Source organism: Micromonospora sp. MA102, from assembly GCF_025460765.1.
GTDB lineage: Bacteria > Actinomycetota > Actinomycetes > Mycobacteriales > Micromonosporaceae > Micromonospora > Micromonospora halotolerans.
Genome location: NZ_JAMWEG010000005.1, coordinates 283740 through 303279, shown reverse-complemented (window position 1 = coordinate 303279; position 19540 = coordinate 283740). Strand labels below are relative to the sequence as shown.

Here is a 19540-nt window from a genome sequence, read left to right as displayed (position 1 = left end):
TACCCGTACGCAGGGTACGCCGCCGCTCCGCCGGACGGACCGCGCCAGGACCGTCCGGCGGGCCGGCGGGGTCAAACGGTCAGCAGGGCATGGACCGGACGCGGAGCGAGCCGCTCCCGCCCCTTGAGGAAGCTCAGCTCCATGAGGACCGTGAAGCCGACCACGGTGCCGCCGGCCCGCTCCACCAGGTCCAGGGTGGCCTCCGCGGTGCCGCCGGTGGCGAGCACGTCGTCCAGGACCAGGACCCGGTGGCCGGCCGTGAAGGCGTCCTGGTGGACCTCCAGGGTCGCCTCGCCGTACTCCAGGGCGTAGGAGGCCGAGTGGGTGGCCCGGGGCAGCTTGCCGGCCTTGCGCACCGGCACCACGCCGACCCCGGTGGCGTACGCGACCGCCGCGGCCAGCACGAACCCCCGCGCCTCGATGCCGACCACCGCGTCGAACGAGTCCCGCCCGTGGTACGCGATGATCCCGTCGATCACCTCGCGGAAGGCCGTGCCGTCGGCGAAGAGCGGCATCAGGTCCTTGAACATGACCCCGGGCTTCGGGAAGTCCGGCACGTCCAGCACCCGGCTGGCGACCAGTTGGGCGACCTCCGGGCCGCTGTCTCCCCGTACCCCGGTGGTGTGGGTCTCCGTCACGGTGCGTCCCATGTCCTCTCGAACGACGGCGGCGTCCGTCATGCCGCTTTCACAGCATGGCGGACGCCGCCGGGTCGATCCCTACCGGGTGGCGGTCAGCGGCGCTTCGCGCCGCCGGGCCGGTTGCCCCCGCCGCCGGCCGGACGCCCACCGCGGGCGCCGCTGGGGCGCTTGCCGGCCGGCCGGGCGCCGACCTTCGGGGCGGCGCCGGCCAGAGCGGCCGCCTCGGGGTCGATGGTCTCGTCCGCGGTGGCCGCCGCGGCCCGCGGCGCGCCCTTCGGCGTGACCTCGCCGCGCGCGATGGCGCCCCGGCGGGCCAGCACCCGCTTGTTGTGCGCGCTGATCCGCGGGTCCTGGTTCTTGAGCAGCACCAGCAGCGGAGTGGCCAGGAGGATCGAGGTCAGGAAGGCCACCGCCATACCGACGAAGAGCACCAGACCCAGGTCCTTCAGGGTGCCCGCGCCGAGCAGGCCGGCGCCGATGAAGAGCAGGCCGCCGACCGGGAGCAGGGCGACCACCGAGGTGTTCAGCGACCGCATGAGGCTCTGGTTCAACGCCAGGTTGGCCGCCTCGCCATAGGTCTGGTTGTTGTTCGCGGTGATGCCGCGGGTGTTCTCCTGGACCTTGTCGAAGACCACCACCACGTCGTAGAGCGCGAAGCCCAGGATGGTCAGGAAGCCGATGATCGTCGACGGGGTGACCTCAAAACCGACCAGCGAGTAGATGCCGGCGGTGAGCACGAGGTTGGTGAACAGCGACGCGATGGCGGCGACCGCCATCCGCCACTCGAAGCGGAGGATCAGGTAGATCGCCACCACCGCGACGAAGATCACCAGGCCGAGCAGGGCGCGGGAGGTCACCTGACTGCCCCACGCCTCGGAGACCTGGCTGCCACTGATCTGGTCGGCGTTGATGCCGAACGACTGCGCCATCTCGGTCTTGACCTGGTTGGCCTGCTCCGCGGTGAGCTGCCCGGTGCGCAGCTCGTAGTACTCGCCGCTGGTGCTGCCGACCTTCTGCGCGGTGACCACCTCGGCGCCGCCGCCCTTGGCCGCGAGCGCCGCGTCGACCTTCGCCTCGGCCTGCTCCAGCGTGCCGACGCTGGCCGGCACCTGGAAGGAGTTGCCACCGGCGAACTCGATGCCGAGCTTGAAGCCGCTGATCGCGAAGCTCAGCACGGCGATGAGCACCAGCACACCGGCCACGCCGAACCAGAGCTTGCGCTTCCCGACGATATTGAGATCGGCCTCGCCCCGGTAGAGCCGGGCGGCCAGACCACTCTTAGCCATCTCAGGCCTCCTTGACGCGCGGGTTGCGGGCGGAGCCCGACTCGGCCGACCGGGCCGGCAGGGCCCGGCCGAGACCGCTGACCCGCGGGGACAGGAACGCCCGGGTCCGGGCGAACATCGTCATGATCGGGTGACGGAAGAGAAAGACGACGAGCAGGTCGAGGACGGTCGCCAGGCCGAGCGCGAAGGCGAAGCCCTTCACCGCGCCGACCGAGACGATGTAGAGCACCACGGCCGACATCAGGGTGATGGCGTTCGCCGAGATGATCGTCCGGCGGGCCCGGATCCACGCCCGCGGCACCGCGCTGCGCGGGCTGCGCCCCTCCCGGATCTCGTCCTTGAGCCGCTCGAAGTAGATGACGAACGAGTCCGCCGCCACACCGAGTGAGACGATCATGCCGGCGATGCCGGCGAGGGTGAGGGTGAATCCGATCGACCGGCCGAGCACCACGAGTGCGCCGAAGACCAGCAGCGCCGAGAGCACGAGGCTCAGGAAGATGACCGAGCCGAGCAGCCGGTAGTAGAAGAACGAGTAGATGATGACCAGCAGCATGCCGATGCCGGCCGCCAGCAGGCCCGCCTTGAGGTGGCTGTCACCCAGCGTCGCAGTGACGTTCTGCTGCTCCTGCGGCTCGAAGGTCACCGGCAGCGCGCCGTAGCGGAGCTGGCTGGCCAGCGCGTTGGCGCTCTTGTTGTCGAAGCTGCCGGTGATCTGCGAGTCACCGGTCAGCACGCCCTGGATCTCCGGGGAGGAGACGATCTCGTTGTCCAGCACCACGGCGACCCGGCACTTGCCGTCCTGGCCGAGCGCGGTCTGGTCGCAGGCCTGACCCTCGTTGTTGAACGCCTCGCGGGTCAGCGCGGTCCACTTCTCCTGGCCCTTGCCGGTGAAGTTCAGGCTGACCACCCAGGAGCTGGTCTGGTCGAGCACGGCGTTGGCGTCGTCGACGTCGGTGCCCAGCACCTTGGCCTTGTCGAGCAGGTACTTGGCGCCGGACTCGCAGGCCACCGCCTGCTGGTTCTCGTCCTTGATCGACGCGGCGGGCCGGTCGTCGAGCTGGGCGCAGGTGATGGTCGGGACGTTGAACTGCATCCCGACCGGCAGCACCGCGATCTCCTGCGGGGAGAGCGTGCCGAACGGCTTGAGCTTGTCGGCCAGCGACGGGTCGGCGGTCAGGTCGGCCGGCGCCTGGAGGCCCGAGGCGGCGGCCCAGGCGGCCGCGCCCACCTTCTGCTCGATGGCCTTGCGCTGCTGCTCGACGCTCTGCGGCACCGGTTCGGCGCTGGCGCTCGGGCTCGGGCTGGCGGCGCTCGGCGTCGCCGACGGGGTCGGCGCGGCGGCGCTGGCGCTCGGCGTCGGGGCCATGCCGCCCTGCCCGCCGGCGCTCGGCGACGTGGTGGCCTTGGCTCCGGCGCTCGGGGTCAGCTTCGGCGCGGCGCTGCCGGACGGCGTCGGCGTCGCGCTGCCGGAGGGGGCCGGGGTGGCGCTGCCCGAGGGAGCCGGGGTGGCGCTGGCGGTCGGCGCCGGCGCGGCGGCGGCGCCGCTGCCGTCGGTGGCCTTGAGCACCTTGCGGAAGCGCAGCTCGGCGGCCTCACCGACGTTCGTGAGGTCCCGGTTCTGGCCGGGCAGGGAGATGACGATGTTCCGGTTGCCCTCGGTGACCACCTCGGCCTCGGCCACGCCGAAGGCGTTGACCCGGTTCTCGATGATCTGGCGCGCCTCCTCCAGGTTGGCGGAGGTCGGCGGCTTGCCGTCCACGGTGTTGGTGGCCTCGAGCGTCAGCCGGGTGCCGCCGACGAGGTCCAGGCCGAGCCGGGGCTCCAGCCGATCCTTCCAGCCACCGCTGGCGCCGCCCGAGAAGAACACCAAAAGATAGAGGACGACGAAGATGAACCCGAGTACGGCGAGCTGCCGTCCGGGGCGCATCTGTCCCTGAGGTGGTGCCACGGCTGTCCTGTCTCCCTGTACGGTCGCGCCGCTTCGGCAGCGGCGGGATTGTCGGGCCGGGGGTGTCCGCCCGACTGCTCCGGGGGCCGGCGCCGCCGGACGGCACGCCTACCCGGCGCACGACGCGGCGGCGTCGCGCGGGGTCCCCGCGTGCCGGCGTCGGACGCCGACCCAACTATCCACTTGTGTGAGTGAATCCGCTGCCCCGTAAGGGGCCGGTGGTCACTCCTTGACCGACTCGGCTTCCTCGGTGATCGTCTCCGCCTCCGGGACCTCGACCCGCTTGACCACGCGGGCGATCGCCGGGCGGGCGTACCGGGTCTGCACGCCCGGGGCCACCTCGAGCAGAACGGTCTCGTCCTCGACCCCGGTCACCGTGCCGTAGAGCCCGCCGATGGTGACGACCTCGTCGCCCACGCCGAGCGCGGACTGCATCTGCTCGGCCTCACGGCGACGCTTCTGCTGAGGGCGGATCATCATGAAGTACATGACGCCGAAGAGCAGAGCGATCATGAGGATCGGCGTCAGACCGCCGGCTCCTCCGCCACCTGCTGCAAGGTTCTGCACGCTTGTCGACCTTCCCATTGGCCTCCACTCCCACCCGGTGGGGTGCCGGAGCGGAGGCGACTTCTCACGTCCTGTACAAACCGCGGCGAAGTCTAATCCCTGCACCTGAGAACACCGAATGCGGCACAGATCACGTTCGGATCACGGCTGATCGGTCTGGGCCGAGAACAGATCGGGCGCCGGAGGGGCATCCGTGCCAAATGTACCATTCGGCGGGGTACGCCCCAGATGGTGCCAGGCGGCCGCGGTGGCGACGCGGCCGCGCGGGGTCCGTGCCAGCAGCCCGGCGCGGACCAGGAAGGGCTCGCACACCTCCTCAACCGTGTCCGGCTGCTCCCCCACCGCCACGGCGAGGGTGGAGAGCCCCACGGGGCCGCCCCGGAACGAGTCGACCAGGGCCGTGAGCACGGCACGGTCCAGCCGGTCCAGGCCGAGCGCGTCGACGTCGTAGACGGTCAGGGCGGCCCGGGCGGTCTCCAGGTTGACGACCCCCTCGGCGCGGACCTCGGCGAAGTCGCGGACCCGGCGCAGCAGCCGGTTGGCGATCCGGGGCGTCCCCCGGGACCGGCCGGCGATCTCGGCCGCCCCGTCGGCGGTGATCGGCACGCCGAGGATCCGCGCGGACCGGTGCAGCAGCGTCTCCAGGTCGGCCGGGGAGTAGAAGTCCAGATGCGCGACGAAGCCGAACCGGTCCCGCATGGGGCCGGTGAGCAGGCCGGACCGGGTGGTCGCGCCGACCAGGGTGAACGGCTCCACGTCGAGCGGGATGGCGGTCGCCCCCGGACCCTTGCCGACCACCACGTCGACCCGGAAGTCCTCCATGGCGCTGTAGAGCAGCTCCTCGGCCGGCTTGGCGATCCGGTGGATCTCGTCGATGAAGAGCACGTCACCCTCGGCCAGGCTGGTCAGGATGGCGGCCAGGTCGCCGGAGCGCTCGATCGCCGGCCCGCTGGTCACCCGGATCCCCGAGCCCAGCTCGGCGGCCACGATGTTGGCCAGGGTCGTCTTACCGAGGCCGGGCGGCCCGGACAGAAGGATGTGGTCGGGCGGGGAGCCGCGCCGCATCGCCCCCTTGAGCAGCAGGTCGAGCTGGTCGCGGACCCGGTGCTGGGCGATGAACTCCTCCAGCCGCTTCGGCCGGACGCTGGCCTCCGCGTCGAGTTCCGCGTCGCTGACGTACGCCGAGACCAGGTTGTCCCCCGTCATGAGCTGATCTTCATTCGCGACTGCGGGGCTCGCAAACCCGGCTCACTCCTCGCGCTCGTCATCGCGTGCGGCCCAGGAGGCGGATGGCCTGCTTGAGCAGGACCGGCACGGGCGGGGTCTCCCCCTCGACGGTCTCCGCGACCGCGGCCACCGCCTGCTCGGCCTGGGCGGCGCTCCAGCCGAGCCCGACCAGGGCCTGGCGGACCTGGTCCGGCCAGGCGCCGGCGGTCACCCCGGCCGCGCCGTCGACGCCCACCGGCACCGGGCCGACCCGGTCGCGCAGTTCGAGGACGAGCCGCTCGGCCCCCTTCTTGCCGATGCCGGGCACCCGGGTGAGCGCGGCGGTGTCGGCGTTGGCGATGGCCTTGCGCACCGCGTCGGGGGTGTGCACGGCGAGCACCGCCTGGGCCAGCCGCGGCCCCACCCCGCTGGCGGTCTGGAGCAGCTCGAAGAGCTGCTTGGCATCGTCGTCGGGGAAGCCGTAGAGGGTGAGCGAGTCCTCCCGCACCACCAGGCTGGTGGCCAGCCGGGCGGGCTGGCCGACCCGCAGGTCGGCGAGGGTGCCGGGCGCGCACTGCACGGCCAGGCCGATGCCGCCCACCTCCACCACGGCGTGGTCCGGACCGGTCGCGGTCACCGTGCCGCGCACGCTGGCGATCATCGCGCTCCTCCTCGTCGTGCCCGCTCGGCGGCGGCGGCCAGCTTGGACCGGGTGCCCCCGCGCCAGATGTGGCAGATGGCCAGGGCCAGGGCGTCGGCGGCGTCGGCCGGGCGGGGCGGCTCGGGCAGCCGCAGCAGCCGGGTGACCATGGCGGTCATCTGCGCCTTGTCGGCCTGCCCGGAACCGGTGACCGCCGCCTTCACCTCGCTCGGCGTGTAGGTCTGCACGGGCAGGCCGGCCCGCGCCCCGGCGAGCACGGCGATCCCGCTGGCCTGGGCCGTGCCCATCACGGTGCGGACGTTGTGCTGGCTGAAGACCCGCTCGACGGCCACGGCGTCGGGGCGGTGCTCGGCGACCAGATCGGTGAGCGACCGGTCCAGGTGCAGCAGGCGCAGCGGCAGGTCGTCGGCGGGGTCGGTGTAGACCACGTAGTAGGCGACCAGGGTGCAGGGACGGCCCGGCACGCCCTCGACCACGCCGACCCCGCACCGGGTCAGGCCCGGGTCGACGCCCAGCACGCGCACGCCGCCTCCTCCCCGATCCACCGGCAGTACGTGTGTTCGACACCCTACTGGTGCGCCCCGACGCCCGGCCGGGCGGACACGCCGGGAGCGGCGGACACGATCCGCGCCACACACTGAAGCGGTCGAGTATGTGTCGCCGCCCCATGTGCCGCCGGCCACACAGCTCGTAACTTCTTGCGCCATGACGGCAGAACCCGTGGCGGTCCCCCACGTCGTGAACGTCGACCTCTCCGGTCGCGCCGCGCTGGTGACCGGTGGTGGCAGCGGCATCGGACGGGCCTGCGCCCTGCGGCTGGCGGCGGCCGGCGCGGCGGTGCTGGTGGTCGACCGCAACGTGGAGGCGGCCAAGGCGGTGGCCGCCGAGGCGGGCGGCCGCGCGGAGGGCGTGGACCTGGCCGACCCCGAGGCGGTGGACCGGCTCGACGTCGACGTGGACATCGTCGTCAACAACGCCGGCCTGCAGCACGTCGCGCCGGTGCAGGAGTTCCCCGTCGAGCGCTTCGAGTACATCCAGCGGGTGATGGTGGAGGCGCCGTTCCTGCTGATCCGCCGGGCGCTGCCGCGGATGTACGCGAACGGGTGGGGCCGGATCGTCAACATCTCCTCGGTGCACGGGCTGCGCGCCTCGCCGTTCAAGGCGGCGTACGTCTCGGCGAAGCACGCCCTGGAGGGGCTGTCGAAGGTGGTGGCGCTGGAGGGCGCCGCGCACGGGGTGACGGCCAACTGCATCAACCCGGCGTACGTGCGGACCGCGCTGGTGGAGAGCCAGATCGCCGACCAGGCGGCCAGCCACGGCATCGGCGAGGACGAGGTGGTCGAGAAGATCATGCTGGCCCGGGCGGCGATCAAGCGGCTGATCGAACCGGAGGAGGTGGCGGAGCTGGTCGCGTACCTGTGCTCGCCGCCCGCCGCGTTCATCACCGGCGCGTCGATCGCCCTCGACGGGGGCTGGACGGCCAACTAGTGGCCTCGCGCACAATGTCGGTCATGTCGTCGCCGGTCGAGTTCCTGGAGCTGCTGGCGCGGGAGGCCGCCGCGGTCGAGTTCGAGGGCCCGCTGGTCGCCGCCCGCGCCGCCGGCCTGCCCGCCGAGCGCCTCGCCGAGCTGGAGCAGGCGAAGCTGGTTGCCTTGCGGGTCCGCGCGCTGCTGGAGCGGCGGCGCCGCCGGGAGATCGAGCTGTCCGGCCTGTACGACACGGCCAGCGACCTGGCCGGGCTGCGCGACCTGGACGACGTGCTGCGGGCCATCGTGCACCGGGCGCGGATCCTGCTCGGCACCGACGTGGCGTACATGACGCTCAACGACGACGAGCGCGGTGACACGTACATGCGGGTCACCGACGGCTCGATCTCGGCGCGGTTCCAGCGGCTGCGGCTGGAGATGGGCGACGGCCTGGGCGGCCTGGTGGCGCAGACCGGCACCCCGTACGTCACCTCGAACTACCAGGAGGACGAGCGGTTCCGGCACACCGGGGAGATCGACGGCGGGGTGGGTGAGGAGGGCCTGGTGGCCATCCTGGGCGTCCCGCTGCGGTTGGGGTCGAGCGTGATCGGCGTGCTGTACGCGGCCAACCGCTCGGCCCGGCCGTTCGCCCGGGAGGAGGTGTCGCTGCTGGTCTCCCTGGCCGCGCACGCCGCGGTGGCGATCGACACGGCCCGGCTGCTGGCCGAGACCCGGTCGGCGCTGGAGGAGCTGTCGGCGGCGAACAGCACGATCCGGGCGCACAGCAGCTCGGTGGAGCGGGCGGCCGCCGCCCACGACCGGATGACCGCCCTGGTGGTGCGCGGCGGCGGGATGGAGGACGTGGCCTCGGCGGTCACCGAGGTGCTCGGCGGGGCGCTGCTGGCGCTGGACGCCGAGGGGCGGCGGCTGGCCCGGGTGGGCGAGATCGAGGAGCCGGACCGGGCGGACATCGTGGAGGCGGTGGCCGCGTCCCGCACCGAGGGGCGCAGCGTCCGCCGGGGTCCGCTCTGGTACGCCGCCGTGGTGGCCGGCGCCGAGAACCTGGGCGCCCTCGTGCTGCGCCCGGACGGCGAGCTCGTCGACGCCGACCAGCGGATCCTGGAGCGGGCCGCGCTGGTCACGGCGTTGCTGCTGCTGTTCCGCCGGACGGTGGCCGAGGCGGAGGGGCGGGTCCGGGGCGAGCTGCTGGACGACCTGATCGCCCGGCCGCTGCGGGACACCGACGCGCTGCGCAGCCGGGCCCGCCGGCTCGGTGTCGACCTGGACTCCCCGCACGTGCTGGTGGCGGTCGGCGACGACGCGATCGCCGCCACCGGCTCGGCCCGGCAGCGGGTGCTCTCCTGGGCCACCACGTACGCCTCGACGCGGGGCGGCCTGGCCGCGGCGCGCGACGGGCGGGTGGTGCTCATGCTGCCCGGCCGGGACGCGGGCGGCGCGGCGCGGGCGGTGGCCCGGGACCTGTCCCGGGTGACCGGGCGCCCGGTGACCGCCGGGGCGAGCGGGCCGTCGACCGGCCCGGCGTCGCTGGCCGCCACGTTCGCGGAGGCGGAGCGGTGCCTGACCGCCCTGGGCGCGCTGGGGCGGGCCGGGCAGGGTGCGAGCACGGCCGAGCTGGGTTTCGTCGGGCTGCTGCTGGGCGCGGTCGGCGACTCGGGCGACCGGGACGTGGCGGGTTTCCTCACCGCGACGGTGGGGCCGGTGGTCGACTACGACGCGCGGCGGGGCACCGCGCTGGTGAAGACGCTGGAGGCGTACTTCGGGGTGGGTGGCAGCCTGGCCCGGGCGGCGGAGCTGCTGCACGTGCACGTCAACACAGTGACCCAGCGGCTGGAGCGGGTCGGGCAGCTGCTCGGCGCGGACTGGCAGAAGCCGGAGCGCGCCCTGGAGGTGCAGCTCGCCCTGCGCCTGCACCGGCTGCGCACCCCGGCCGCCTGACCCGGCCGGGGGTCGTCAGCGGGCGCGGAGGCCTTCCAGGACGGCGTCCACGACCCGTTCGGGGAGGATCTGGTCGTCCAGCTCGGGGTGCCAGCGCAGCACCCGCTGGATCAGCATGGGGCCGGTCAGCAGCGCCGTGGCCAGCTCGACGTCGAGGTCGGCGCGGAGCTCGCCGCTGTCCACCCCGCGGCGCAGCACCTCCCGCATCAGCTTCCGCCGCGGCGCGACGATGTTCTGGTAGAGCTGGAAGTGGTCGGGGCTGCGGTTCACCTCCGGGACCAGGCACGGCATGATCTTCGCGGCTCGCGGGTCGACGTTGTGGCCGACCGCGCCGACCAGCAGCACCAGGTCGTCGCGGACGGACCGCCCGGCGGGCTGGGGCGGCACCCCCTTGAGCCGGCCCAGCGCGTCCATCAGCAACGCGTCCTTGCCGGACCAGCGGCGGTAGATGGTGGCCTTGCCCACCCCGGCGCGGGCGGCGATCGCCTCGATGGAGAGCGCCTCGAGCGTGCTGCCCTCCGCGAGCAGGTCGAGGGTGGCCTCCACGATCGCCTCGTCCGCGCGGACGCTCCGCGGTCGCCCGGGCGACCGCGGAGCATCAGCCATGGAAGTCATGTCAGACATTGTCGCCGAACCTACGCGGTCCCGGCCAACTCCGGCTCGGCGGCCGGCCGGGACTCGGTCTCGACCACCGGGCGGCCCGGCATCCAGCGCAGCACGATGCCCATCCCGAGCAGCGCCACCAGCGCGGAGATCCCCGCCGCCCAGTGCATCGCCGAGACGAACGAGTCGTTCGCCGCGTCGATGAGCCGGGGCGCGCCGGTCCCGAGCCGGCCCGCGACCGCGTACGCCCCGGAGATCGACTCCTGGGCCGCGTCGCGGACGGGGGCGGGCAGGCCGGACAGGGTCGACGCCACGTCGTTGCGGTAGACCGCGGAGAGCACCGAGCCGAGCACCGCCACGCCGAGCGCGCCGGCCACCTGACGGACGGTGTTGCTCACGGCCGAGCCCACGCCGGCCTTCTCCCGGGGCAGCGCCGACATGATCGACTCGGTGGCCGGCGGCATGATGTTGGCCATCCCGGCGCCCTGGACGAAGCCCAGCGCCGAGAAGATCCAGATCGGGGTGTCGGCGTCGATGAGCACGAACGCGCCGAGCGCGGCGGCGGTGAGCAGCAGCCCGACACCGGCCACCGCCCGGCCCCCGTAGCGGCGGACCATGGCGGCGCTGCGCGGCGCGAAGATCAGCTGCGCGGCGGCGAAGGGCAGGAAGAGCAGGCCGCTCTCCAGCGGGCTGTAGCCGCGGACCAGCTGGAGGTAGAACGCGCCGAAGAACATCACGCCCATGGCGGCGAAGAAGACCAGGCCGACCAGCGCCACCGGCGCGGCGAACCGGGGCACCCGGAACAGCCGGACGTCCAGCGACGGGTGGTCGCTGCGCAGCTCGTGGGCGACGAACCAGCCGAGCACCGCGAGCCCGCCGAGGATCGCGACCCACACCCGCGCCCGGTCGAAGCCGTGCTCGCCGCCGTCGATGATGCCGTAGGTGAGGGCGACGAGGCCGACCACGGACAGCAGCACGCCGAGCAGGTCGACCCGGCCGGGCCGGGGGTCGCGCGACTCCGGGACGAGGGTCGCGACGAGCACCACGCCGAGCACCACCACCGGCACGTTGATCAGGAAGACCGAGCCCCACCAGTAGTGCTCCAGCAGGGCGCCGCCGAGCACCGGGCCGATGGCCACGGCCAGGCCGACCGCGCCGGCCCAGACGCCGATCGCCTTGGCCCGCTCCCGGGGGTCGAAGACGTTGGAGATGATCGACAGGGTCACCGGCATGATGGCCGCGCCGCCGACGCCCATGAGGGCGCGGGTGGCGATGAGCTGGCCCGGGTCCTGGGCGTACGCGGAGAGCAGCGAGGCCAGCCCGAACAGGGCCAGGCCGACCATCAGGAAACGCTTGCGGCCGAGGCGGTCGCCGAGGACGCCGAAGGTGAAGAGCAGCCCGGCGAAGACCAGGGTGTAGGAGTTGATCGCCCACTCCAGCTCGCCCTGGCTGGCCCCGAGGCCGTGCACCGGGTCGGCGAGTGTACGCAGGGCGACGTTGAGGATGGTGTTGTCGAGGACGACCACGAGGAGGCTGATCACCAGCACTCCCAGGATCGCCCACCTCCTCGGGTGTCCGGTGTTCTCGTGCGGTTCCACTCGGGTTCTCCCCCCGGCTCACCCGCGTCAAAATACGATACGGGACAGACTCGTAACGGAGTCGAGCGTAGGTGAGAGCGTTTCGATACGGAACCGGTCCGTATCGTTTGTGTCCCAGGTCACCCCCGTTCGAGTGAGCCCGCGAGGGTCAGTTGATCTCGCGCACCTGGCGCAGTGACCGGTTGAGCTGCCCCTTCATCCACCGGGCGACGGGTCGCTCGACGAACCGGTGGATCAGCCACGCGGCCACCAGCAGCAACGCGAACAGCGCGCCCAGCAGCAGCCACGGCGGCAAGTGGGTCTGGGCCTTCTTGATGACGGCCACCCCGACCGTCTGGTGCACCAGGTAGAGCGGGTAGGTCAGGGCGCCGGCCGTCGCGACCCAGGGCCACCGCACCCATCCGAAGCGGTTGAGCGCGACCGCCGCCATGACGAGGAAGAAGACCGTCACGATCACGGCCGCCGGCGCGAACGAGACGTCGCGCGCCTTGGCGAGGCCGAGCAGCCGGGTGAGCGAGATCAGCCAGGACAGCCCGACGATCGACCAGAGCAGCAGGTTCTGGCCGAAGCGGTGGATGAGGTAGAGAGCCACGCCCGCGATGAAGTAGCTGGCGTGGCTGGCCGCCGTGACCTCGACGAGCCACTGGTTGTCGAAGTTCGGCACGACGAGCGTGGCGACCGTCCACACGGCGCAGAAGGTGACCACGCGGCGGTAGCTGAGACCGCGGGCGACGACCACGGCGAACAGCAGGTAGAAGATCAGCTCGACGGTGAGCGTCCAGTAGGACATGTCCAGACGCGGAACGCCCAGGAAGTCCTGCATCATCGTGAGGTTGGCCAGCACGTCACGGGCCTGGATCTCCCGGGTGACCGGCACGGCCAGGAGCACGCCCGCCGACACCAGGACCGCGAACCAGTACGCGGGATAGAGCCGCACCACGCGGGAGACGAAGAAGTCACCGACGGGCCGGCCCCACGCGCTCATGCAGATGACGAAGCCGCTGATGATGAAGAACAGCTGAACCCCGAGGAAGCCGTACGCGGCGGCGGAGTGCAGCGGGCCGAAGAGGGCCGCGGCGGAGGGGTTCCGCCACGCGCCGAGCTTGTCCCCCACGAGGTGGTACGCGACGACCATGATCGCCGCGCCGAGGCGCAGCCCGTCGAGCACCAGCAGGCGGGGGCGCCGCGCGCCGGACGGGGTCGGCACCGCCGGGGCCGGGCCGCCGCCCTGCCGGGGCAGCGCCACCTGCGGGTCGGAGCGCGTCGGCTCGGTGGTCGGGGCGGGCGCGTCGCGTTCGTCCGTCGCCTGCGTCATCGACGACTCCTCGGGGTCGGGGCGGTGGAACTCGGCCGGAGGGACCTCGTCATGCCGGGACGCGTTCCGCCGGGGTGACCGCCTGTCCGGCACGCCGCCACTGGTAGAGCAGCCAGAGCGCGGCGAGCGCGAACAGTACCAGCACCGTCGGCACGTAGGCGTCAACCGCGAGCCGCTGGGCGAGCCCGTGCAGGTAGCCTGCCTTCCAGATCAGGCCCCTCGGGATGATCTCGCCGGTCCGGGCGGGCCCCGGCCACATGAGGAAGGGCAGGATCGCGGCAACCGCGACGACACCGGCCAGCACGCGTGCCGTGCCGTGCGAGCGGCGCACGACGTCGACGAGCACCACCGCCATCGGGCCGATCCAGATCCAGTAGTGCGACCAGCTCACCGGCGAGACGAGAAGCGTGGTGAGGCCGACGACGACCATGCCCATGGCCTCCTCGCCGTGCCGCTGGAGCGCGGTCGCGAGGGCGAGGCCGGCGACCGTCACGACGACCACGGACAGCATCCACCAGATCGTGTTCTGCTCGTCGGTCTCGAGCAGGCGGGCCGTGAAGCCCTGCAGGGACTGGTTGCCGCCGTAGCGGGGGCCGAGAATCATCAGCACCCGGTGCGAGTCGAACGCCCGCCCGGCCAGCCAGTAGTCGAACGACCCGCCCGGCTGGATGATCGCGCCCAGCAGCGTGAGGCCCACGAAGGTGACCGCCGCGACGACGGCGGCCCGGATCCGCCGCGTGAGCAGCAGGTAGACCACGAAGAGGCCGGGCAGCAGCTTGGTCGCGGTCGCGGCCCCGATCCCGATGCCCTTGAACCGGCTGCGGTCGGACAGCGCGAGGTCGGCGACGACCAGCAGCATGACCAGGATGTTGATCTGACCCAGCCCGAGGTTGCGCTGCAGCGGCTCGGTCCAGATCAACACGCCACCGATGGCGGCGACCACACCGAGGCGGCCACGGGTGCCCTCGTAGCCGAGCATCCTGGTGGTGAACCACAGGGCGGCGAGCATCGCCGCGACACCCGCCGCGTTCATCAGGTTCAGGGCGACCCGCGGGTCGAACCAGGTCAGCGGGACCAGGAACGGCAGGGTGATCGGCGGGTAGGTGTACGGCAGGTTCAGCGTGGTGTACCCGAGCTGGTAGACGGGCTGCCCGTCGAGGAACGCGTGGGCGGCCCCGAGGTACATCATGAAGTCCGTCCCGGCGAACGGGTACTCCCGCAGGAACGCGATGTACGCCGCGAGCGAGACGGCCAGTACGGCCAGACCAGGGACGAGGAGCCAGTTCGGCACCGGGGTGCGCGGGCGGGCGGCATGATCGGCCGCCGCGCCGGCGGCGAACCGGCGGATGCGCTGGATGACCATAGTGGGCCGAATCCTAGCCCGGATCGCGCTCACCGCGGGTAACGCCCCCTCGGGCGGTTGGTGACTTACCGTAGCGAGTGGACCGCCCACCGTCACACGGGCACGCGGGGTGGCCGTGACGGGCGCGCAAGGCAAGCCACGCCCGACCACGGTCACCCCGCGCTCTCCGCGGCGAACTAACCGCGGCGGGCGGCGCCCCGGCGCCGCGCCAGGTGGGCGATCGTGCCCCAGATGCCGCGCCGGAACAGCAGCACCACGAGGACGAAGATGCCGCCGGTGACCAGGCCGATGGCCTCGAAGCCGGAGAACGACAGCCAGTCCTCCAGCCGGACCACCAGGGCCGCCCCGAGCACGCCGCCCCAGAGGGTGCCGATGCCGCCGAGCACCACCACGATGACCGCCTTGCCGGAGGTGGTCCAGTGCAACACGTCCAGCGAGACGAACCGGTGGCCGACCGCGAAGAGCCCGCCGCCGAGCCCGGCCAGGAAGCCGGACAGGACGAACGCGGTCAGCTTGTAGCGGTGCACCGGGTAGCCGAGCGCGCGGGCCCGGGCCGGGTTGTCCCGGATGCCGACCAGCACCCGTCCGAACGGCGAGTGCACGATCCGCCAGGCGGCGAGCAGGCCGAGCAGCACGATCGGCAGGATCGCGTAGTAGAAGTAGTAGTCGTCGGTGAGGTCCGCGCCGAAGAACTCCCGGGGCACCCCCTGGAGGCCGTTCTCGCCCTGCGTGACCGAGCGCCACTCGTTGGCCACGTAGTAGACCATCTGCGCGAACGCGAGGGTGACCATGGCGAAGTAGATGCCGGTGCGCTTGACCGCGAGGTAGCCGATCGGCAGCGCGAGCAGCGCCGCGGCCAGCGCCCCGGCCAGCACGGCCGCCGGGAAGGGCAGGCCGGCGTGGATCGCCACCAGGCCGGTCACGTACGCCGAGGTTCCCCAGAACGCGGCGTGCCCGAAGGACATCAGCCCGGTGAAGCCGAGCAGCAGGTCCACCGAGACGGCGAACAGCGCCCAGCAGAGGATGTCCACGGCCACCGCCGGGTAGAGCCCGTTCGGCAGCCAGATGGCCACGACCAGGCCGGCGGCGAGCAGCGCGTACCGGACCCAGCCGGGCGCCCGGGCCACGGTGAGCAGCCCGGACGGCGGGGCGGGCCGGGCCGACTCCTCGGCGGGCGTGTCGACAGCACTGGTCATGCCGGTGCCTCCTCTCGGCCGAACAGGCCGGCCGGCCGCCAGAGCAGCACCGCGGCCATCACCACGAACACGACGGTCTGCGACACGATCGGGAAGTCCGACAGGTACGCCTCGCCCCACGCCTGGATCAGGCCGATGCCGAAGCCGGCGGCCACCGAGCCGAAGATCGAACCGAGCCCGCCGATCACCACCACCGCGAAGACCACGATGATCAGGTCGGCGCCCATGAGCGGGTTCACCGCCCGCATCGGGGCGGCGAGCACCCCAGCCAGCCCGGCCAGGGCGATGCCGAAGCCGAACACCGGGGTGACCCACCTCCCCACGTCGATGCCGAAGGCCCGGGTCAGCTCGGGACGCTCGGTGGCGGCCCGGACCACCATGCCGACCCGGGTCCGGCCGAGCACCCACCAGACCGCGACGCAGAGCAGCACGGTGAACCCGAGGATGAAGACCCGGTAGGTGGGGAAGTCGAACAGTCCGAAGTCGACGGTCCCGCTCAGCTCGGCGGGGGTGGCGTACGGGCTGGACTGCACGCCGTACCGGGACTTCACCAGGTCCTGCAGGATCAGCGTGAGGCCGAAGGTGAGCAGGAAGTTGTAGAGCGGGTCGAGCCGGGTCAGCCGGTGGATCACCGCCCGCTCCAGCACCATGCCGAGCAGGCCCAGCGCCAGCGGCATGATCACCAACGCGGCCCAGAACGGCACGCCCGCCTCGGCGAGCAGCACGTACGCCCCGAAGGCGCCGAGCATGTAGAAGGCGCCGTGGGCGAAGTTCACCACCCGGAGCATGCCGAAGATGACCGCGAGCCCGAGGGCGAGCAGGGCGTAGAACGCCCCGCCCACCAGCCCGTTGAACGTGTTCTGCAGGAACCCTGACATCAGCTCGTCACCTCGCCTTCCTCCGTTCTCGACTGCGGGGCTCGCAAAACCGGCTCACTCCTCGCGCTCACATCTTGCAGTCGGCCGACGGGGCGCGGAACGCCTCGGCCGCCGGGATGGTCTTGAGGATCTTCACGTAGTCCCACGGCTCGCCGACCTCGGCCTGCGGCTTCACCTGCGCCAGGTAGGCGTCGTGGATGACCCGGTGGTCCTCCGCGCGGATCTTGCCGTTGCGCAGGAAGAGGTCGTTGACCTCCTTGCCCTCCAGGCCCTTGACCACGGTGTCCGCGTCGTCGGTGCCGGCGGCCTGCACGGCCTCCAGGTACTGCATGGCCGCCGAGTAGTTGGCCGCGTGGGCGAAGGACGGCCGGGTGCCGGTCTGGGACTGGAACTTGTCGGCCCACTCCCGGTTCTGCTGGTCGAAGTTCCAGTACCAGGCGTCGGTGTAGGTGGTGCCGGCGAGCGCGGCCGGGGTGAGCGAGTGGATGTCGGTGATGAACATGAGGCCGACCGCCAGCCCGACGCCCTTGTCCCGCAGCTTGAACTCGTTGTACTGCTTCACCACGTTGACCAGCTCGGCGCCGGCCTGCATGGTGCCGAGCACCTGCGGCTTCGGGTTCAGCGTGGGGGCCTTGAGCAGGAACGAGGAGTAGTCGCCGCTGGTGTTCGGGAACGGCGCCCCGTCCTTGCCGACCACCTGCCCGCCGGCGGCGGTGATGGCGGCGGAGAAGCTCTTCTCCATGTCCTGCCCGAACGCGTAGTTCGGGTAGAGGATGTACCAGTTCTTGCCGACCTGCTGGGTGGTCACCGTGCCGGTGCCGTGGGCCAGCATGTAGGTGTCGTAGGCGTAGTGGAACGTGTACTTGTTGCAGCTCTTGCCGGTCAGGTCGGTGGTCGCCGCGCCGATGTTGAAGTAGAGCTTCTTCTTCTCCTTGGCCACGTCGGCGACCTTGAGGGCGGCCGAGGAGGTCGGCACGTCGAGGATGGCGTCGACGCCCTTGCGGTCGTACATCTCCTGGGCCTTGCTGTTGGCCACATCCGGCTTGTTCTGGTGGTCGGCGGTCTCCACGCTGATGTTCTTGGTGACCGCCTTGTCGCCGTACTTGGCCTTGAAGTCGGCGATCGCCATCTCCACGGCCTTGACCGAGTTCCGCCCGGACAGCTCCGAGTAGGCCCCGGACTGGTCGTTGAGGACACCCAGCACGATCTTGTCGCCGGTCAGCTTCGAGTCGCCACCGGACTGGGGGCCACCGCCACCGCAGCCCGCGACCAGCAGCGCCGCCGCCGACGCGGCGGCCACACCCACGCTTCTACGCATGTCCAAATCCCTTCGTACCGCGCGGTCCACGCGGGTCAGCCGTCGTTTCAGATGCCGAGGTACGCGAGCAGCTCGCGCTCCCGCGAGCGCACCTCGGAGTTGTCCATCGCCTCCGCGATCCGTCCCTCGGCCAGCAGGTAGTGCCGGTCGGCGACGCCGGTGGCGAAGTGCAGGTTCTGCTCGACCAGCAGCACGGTCACGCCGTGCCTCTTGGCCTCGCGCAACAGGTCACCGACCTGCTGCACGAGCAGTGGGGACAGGCCCTCGGTGGGCTCGTCGCAGAGCAGCAGCCGGGCGCCCATGCGCAGCACCCGGGCCAGCGCGAGCATCTGCTGCTCGCCGCCGGAGAGCATGGTGGCCGCCGAGTCCCGCCGGCTGTAGAGGGCGGGGAACGCCTCGTAGACCCGTTCCAGGGGCCACGGGTCCGGGCCGACCCGGGGCGGCAGCGTCAGGTTCTCGGTGACGGTCAGGGTGGCGTACGCGCCCCGGTCGTCGGGGACCCAGCCGAGCCCCAGCCGCGCCCGCTTGTACGCGGGCAGCTTCGTGACGTCCCGATCGGCGAAGCTGACCGTGCCGCGCTGGCCGGGGTGCAGTCCCATGACGCAGCGCAGCAGCGTGGACTTGCCGGCGCCGTTGCGCCCGACCAGGGTGACCACCTCGCCGGCGGCCACCTCCAGGCTCACCTCCCGCAGCACCTGGGCCTCGCCGTACCAGGCGGAGAGGTTCTCAATGCGCAGCATCCGCGGCTCCCAGGTAGGCGGTGATGACCCGCTCGTCGGCGCGGACCTGCTCGTACGGCCCCTCCACCAGGACCTTGCCGGCCTGCAGGACGGTGACCGTGTCGGCGAGCCGGCCGACCACGCTCATGTTGTGTTCGACCATGACCACGGTCCGGCCCGCGCGGACCCGGGCGATCAGGTCGACGGTGCGGTCCACGTCCTCCAGCCCCATCCCGGCGGTGGGCTCGTCGAGCAGCAGCACCTTCGGGTCGAGGGCGAGCGCGATGGCCAGCTCCAGGGCGCGCTTGCGCCCGTACGCGAGGGCCTCGGCCGGTGCCTCGGCCAGCTCGGCGAGGCCGACCATGGCGAGCAGCTCGTCGGCCCGGTCGCGGTAGCGGCGCATGAGCTTCGCCGAGCGCCAGAACCGCCACCCCAGCCCGCTGGGAGCCTGGAGGGCCAGCTCGACGTGCTCCCGCGCGCCCAACTGCGGAAAGAGGCTGGTGATCTGGAAGGAGCGGGCCACGCCGAGCCGGGCGACCCGTTCCGGGGGCAGGCCGGTGACGTCCCGGCCGGCCAGCTCGATCCGCCCGGCGCTGGGCGGGAGGAAGCCGGTGAGCAGGTTGAACAGGGTGGTCTTGCCGGCGCCGTTCGGCCCCACCAGGGCGTGCACGGTCTCCGGCGCCACGTCGAGGTCGACCCCGTCGACCGCCCGGAAGCCCCGGAAGTCCCGGGTCAGCCCTCGGGCCGACAGGATCGCTTGCCCGGCCATCGCCTCACCCTCCGCAGGTCCACCATCGCGCCGGCCAGGTCGGTGACCGG

At 72.3% G+C, this 19540-nt stretch carries 18 protein-coding genes; 2 read left to right on the top strand and 16 right to left on the bottom strand.

What is annotated here, in order from left to right; translation table 11 throughout:
* Positions 1–71 precede the first annotated feature (71 nt).
* From NFX44_RS13295 to ruvC, 7 genes are all read right to left on the bottom strand, one after another.
* Positions 72–638, bottom strand: coding sequence for an adenine phosphoribosyltransferase (locus tag NFX44_RS13295; RefSeq protein ID WP_262283828.1), 567 nt, complete (start codon positions 636–638; stop codon positions 72–74).
* 95 nt (positions 639–733) lie between these two features.
* A complete protein-coding gene (secF, locus tag NFX44_RS13290) occupies positions 734–1927 on the bottom strand; it encodes a protein translocase subunit SecF (protein ID WP_262283827.1) in 1194 nt (397 codons plus the stop codon).
* 1 nt (position 1928) lies between these two features.
* Complete coding sequence (gene secD, locus NFX44_RS13285) at positions 1929–3875, bottom strand: protein translocase subunit SecD (protein WP_262283826.1); 1947 nt, start codon at positions 3873–3875, stop codon at positions 1929–1931.
* A 222-nt stretch (positions 3876–4097) separates the two neighbouring features.
* A complete protein-coding gene (gene yajC / locus NFX44_RS13280) occupies positions 4098–4460 on the bottom strand; it encodes a preprotein translocase subunit YajC (RefSeq protein ID WP_262283825.1) in 363 nt (120 codons plus the stop codon).
* Between the two features lie 123 nt (positions 4461–4583).
* Positions 4584–5648, bottom strand: a complete 1065-nt coding sequence (ruvB, locus tag NFX44_RS13275) for a Holliday junction branch migration DNA helicase RuvB (RefSeq protein WP_262283824.1) — start codon at positions 5646–5648, stop codon at positions 4584–4586.
* Positions 5649–5706: 58 nt separating this feature from the next.
* Entirely contained in the window at positions 5707–6309 is a 603-nt protein-coding gene (gene ruvA / locus NFX44_RS13270) for a Holliday junction branch migration protein RuvA (RefSeq protein ID WP_262283823.1), read from the bottom strand.
* Positions 6306–6833, bottom strand: coding sequence for a crossover junction endodeoxyribonuclease RuvC (gene ruvC / locus NFX44_RS13265; protein ID WP_262283822.1), 528 nt, complete (start codon positions 6831–6833; stop codon positions 6306–6308). Before ruvC ends, ruvA begins: the two co-directional genes overlap by 4 nt.
* Positions 6834–7014: 181 nt before the next feature.
* Here ruvC and NFX44_RS13260 point away from each other — a divergent pair, with 181 nt between their 5' ends.
* Positions 7015–7797 carry a 3-hydroxybutyrate dehydrogenase gene (locus NFX44_RS13260; RefSeq protein ID WP_262283821.1) on the top strand — a complete coding sequence of 261 codons (783 nt, stop codon included), beginning with the start codon at positions 7015–7017 and terminating at the stop codon, positions 7795–7797.
* A 14-nt stretch (positions 7798–7811) separates the two neighbouring features.
* On the top strand, positions 7812–9731 hold the full coding sequence (locus tag NFX44_RS13255) for a helix-turn-helix domain-containing protein (RefSeq protein WP_262283820.1): 1920 nt from the start codon (positions 7812–7814) through the stop codon (positions 9729–9731).
* Between the two features lie 15 nt (positions 9732–9746).
* On the opposite strand, the gene NFX44_RS13250 is transcribed toward NFX44_RS13255, so the two are convergent.
* The 9 genes from NFX44_RS13250 to NFX44_RS13210 all read right to left on the bottom strand — a co-directional run bounded on the left by NFX44_RS13250 (position 9747) and on the right by NFX44_RS13210 (position 19490).
* A complete protein-coding gene (locus tag NFX44_RS13250; protein WP_262283819.1) occupies positions 9747–10355 on the bottom strand; it encodes a TetR/AcrR family transcriptional regulator in 609 nt (202 codons plus the stop codon).
* An 11-nt stretch (positions 10356–10366) separates the two neighbouring features.
* Entirely contained in the window at positions 10367–11932 is a 1566-nt protein-coding gene (locus NFX44_RS13245) for an MFS transporter (protein WP_262283818.1), read from the bottom strand.
* A gap of 148 nt (positions 11933–12080) precedes the next feature.
* Entirely contained in the window at positions 12081–13247 is a 1167-nt protein-coding gene (locus tag NFX44_RS13240; protein ID WP_262283817.1) for an acyltransferase, read from the bottom strand.
* Between the two features lie 49 nt (positions 13248–13296).
* Positions 13297–14610 (bottom strand): glycosyltransferase 87 family protein, encoded by a 1314-nt coding sequence (locus tag NFX44_RS13235; RefSeq protein WP_262283816.1) that lies wholly within the window; start codon positions 14608–14610, stop codon positions 13297–13299.
* 176 nt (positions 14611–14786) lie between these two features.
* On the bottom strand, positions 14787–15806 hold the full coding sequence (locus NFX44_RS13230; protein ID WP_262283815.1) for a branched-chain amino acid ABC transporter permease: 1020 nt from the start codon (positions 15804–15806) through the stop codon (positions 14787–14789).
* Complete coding sequence (locus NFX44_RS13225; protein ID WP_151461886.1) at positions 15803–16684, bottom strand: branched-chain amino acid ABC transporter permease; 882 nt, start codon at positions 16682–16684, stop codon at positions 15803–15805. The genes NFX44_RS13230 and NFX44_RS13225 overlap by 4 nt, the downstream gene beginning before the upstream one ends.
* A gap of 67 nt (positions 16685–16751) precedes the next feature.
* The gene (locus tag NFX44_RS13220) at positions 16752–18002 is read right to left on the bottom strand and encodes an ABC transporter substrate-binding protein (protein ID WP_262283814.1); all 1251 of its coding nucleotides are present in this window, start codon (positions 18000–18002) and stop codon (positions 16752–16754) included.
* A gap of 47 nt (positions 18003–18049) precedes the next feature.
* A complete protein-coding gene (locus tag NFX44_RS13215; protein ID WP_262283813.1) occupies positions 18050–18742 on the bottom strand; it encodes an ABC transporter ATP-binding protein in 693 nt (230 codons plus the stop codon).
* Positions 18729–19490 carry an ABC transporter ATP-binding protein gene (locus tag NFX44_RS13210; protein WP_262283812.1) on the bottom strand — a complete coding sequence of 254 codons (762 nt, stop codon included), beginning with the start codon at positions 19488–19490 and terminating at the stop codon, positions 18729–18731. The genes NFX44_RS13215 and NFX44_RS13210 overlap by 14 nt, the downstream gene beginning before the upstream one ends.
* Positions 19491–19540: the final 50 nt, after the last annotated feature.

Bases quoted from the DNA above. Each gene is read 5' to 3' on its own strand.
- secF (WP_262283827.1), bottom strand. From the start codon at position 1,927: ATGGCTAAGAGTGGTCTGGCCGCCCGGCTCTACCGGGGCGAGGCCGAT.
- NFX44_RS13230 (WP_262283815.1), bottom strand. From the start codon at position 15,806: ATGACCAGTGCTGTCGACACGCCCGCCGAGGAGTCGGCCCGGCCCGCC.
- NFX44_RS13215 (WP_262283813.1), bottom strand. From the start codon at position 18,742: ATGCTGCGCATTGAGAACCTCTCCGCCTGGTACGGCGAGGCCCAGGTG.
- NFX44_RS13210 (WP_262283812.1), bottom strand. From the start codon at position 19,490: ATGGCCGGGCAAGCGATCCTGTCGGCCCGAGGGCTGACCCGGGACTTC.
- NFX44_RS13250 (WP_262283819.1), bottom strand. From the start codon at position 10,355: ATGTCTGACATGACTTCCATGGCTGATGCTCCGCGGTCGCCCGGGCGA.
- ruvA (WP_262283823.1), bottom strand. From the start codon at position 6,309: ATGATCGCCAGCGTGCGCGGCACGGTGACCGCGACCGGTCCGGACCAC.
- NFX44_RS13255 (WP_262283820.1), top strand. From the start codon at position 7,812: ATGTCGGTCATGTCGTCGCCGGTCGAGTTCCTGGAGCTGCTGGCGCGG.
- NFX44_RS13240 (WP_262283817.1), bottom strand. From the start codon at position 13,247: ATGACGCAGGCGACGGACGAACGCGACGCGCCCGCCCCGACCACCGAG.
- NFX44_RS13235 (WP_262283816.1), bottom strand. From the start codon at position 14,610: ATGGTCATCCAGCGCATCCGCCGGTTCGCCGCCGGCGCGGCGGCCGAT.
- ruvB (WP_262283824.1), bottom strand. From the start codon at position 5,648: ATGACGGGGGACAACCTGGTCTCGGCGTACGTCAGCGACGCGGAACTC.
- NFX44_RS13260 (WP_262283821.1), top strand. From the start codon at position 7,015: ATGACGGCAGAACCCGTGGCGGTCCCCCACGTCGTGAACGTCGACCTC.
- NFX44_RS13225 (WP_151461886.1), bottom strand. From the start codon at position 16,684: ATGTCAGGGTTCCTGCAGAACACGTTCAACGGGCTGGTGGGCGGGGCG.
- NFX44_RS13220 (WP_262283814.1), bottom strand. From the start codon at position 18,002: ATGCGTAGAAGCGTGGGTGTGGCCGCCGCGTCGGCGGCGGCGCTGCTG.
- yajC (WP_262283825.1), bottom strand. From the start codon at position 4,460: ATGGGAAGGTCGACAAGCGTGCAGAACCTTGCAGCAGGTGGCGGAGGA.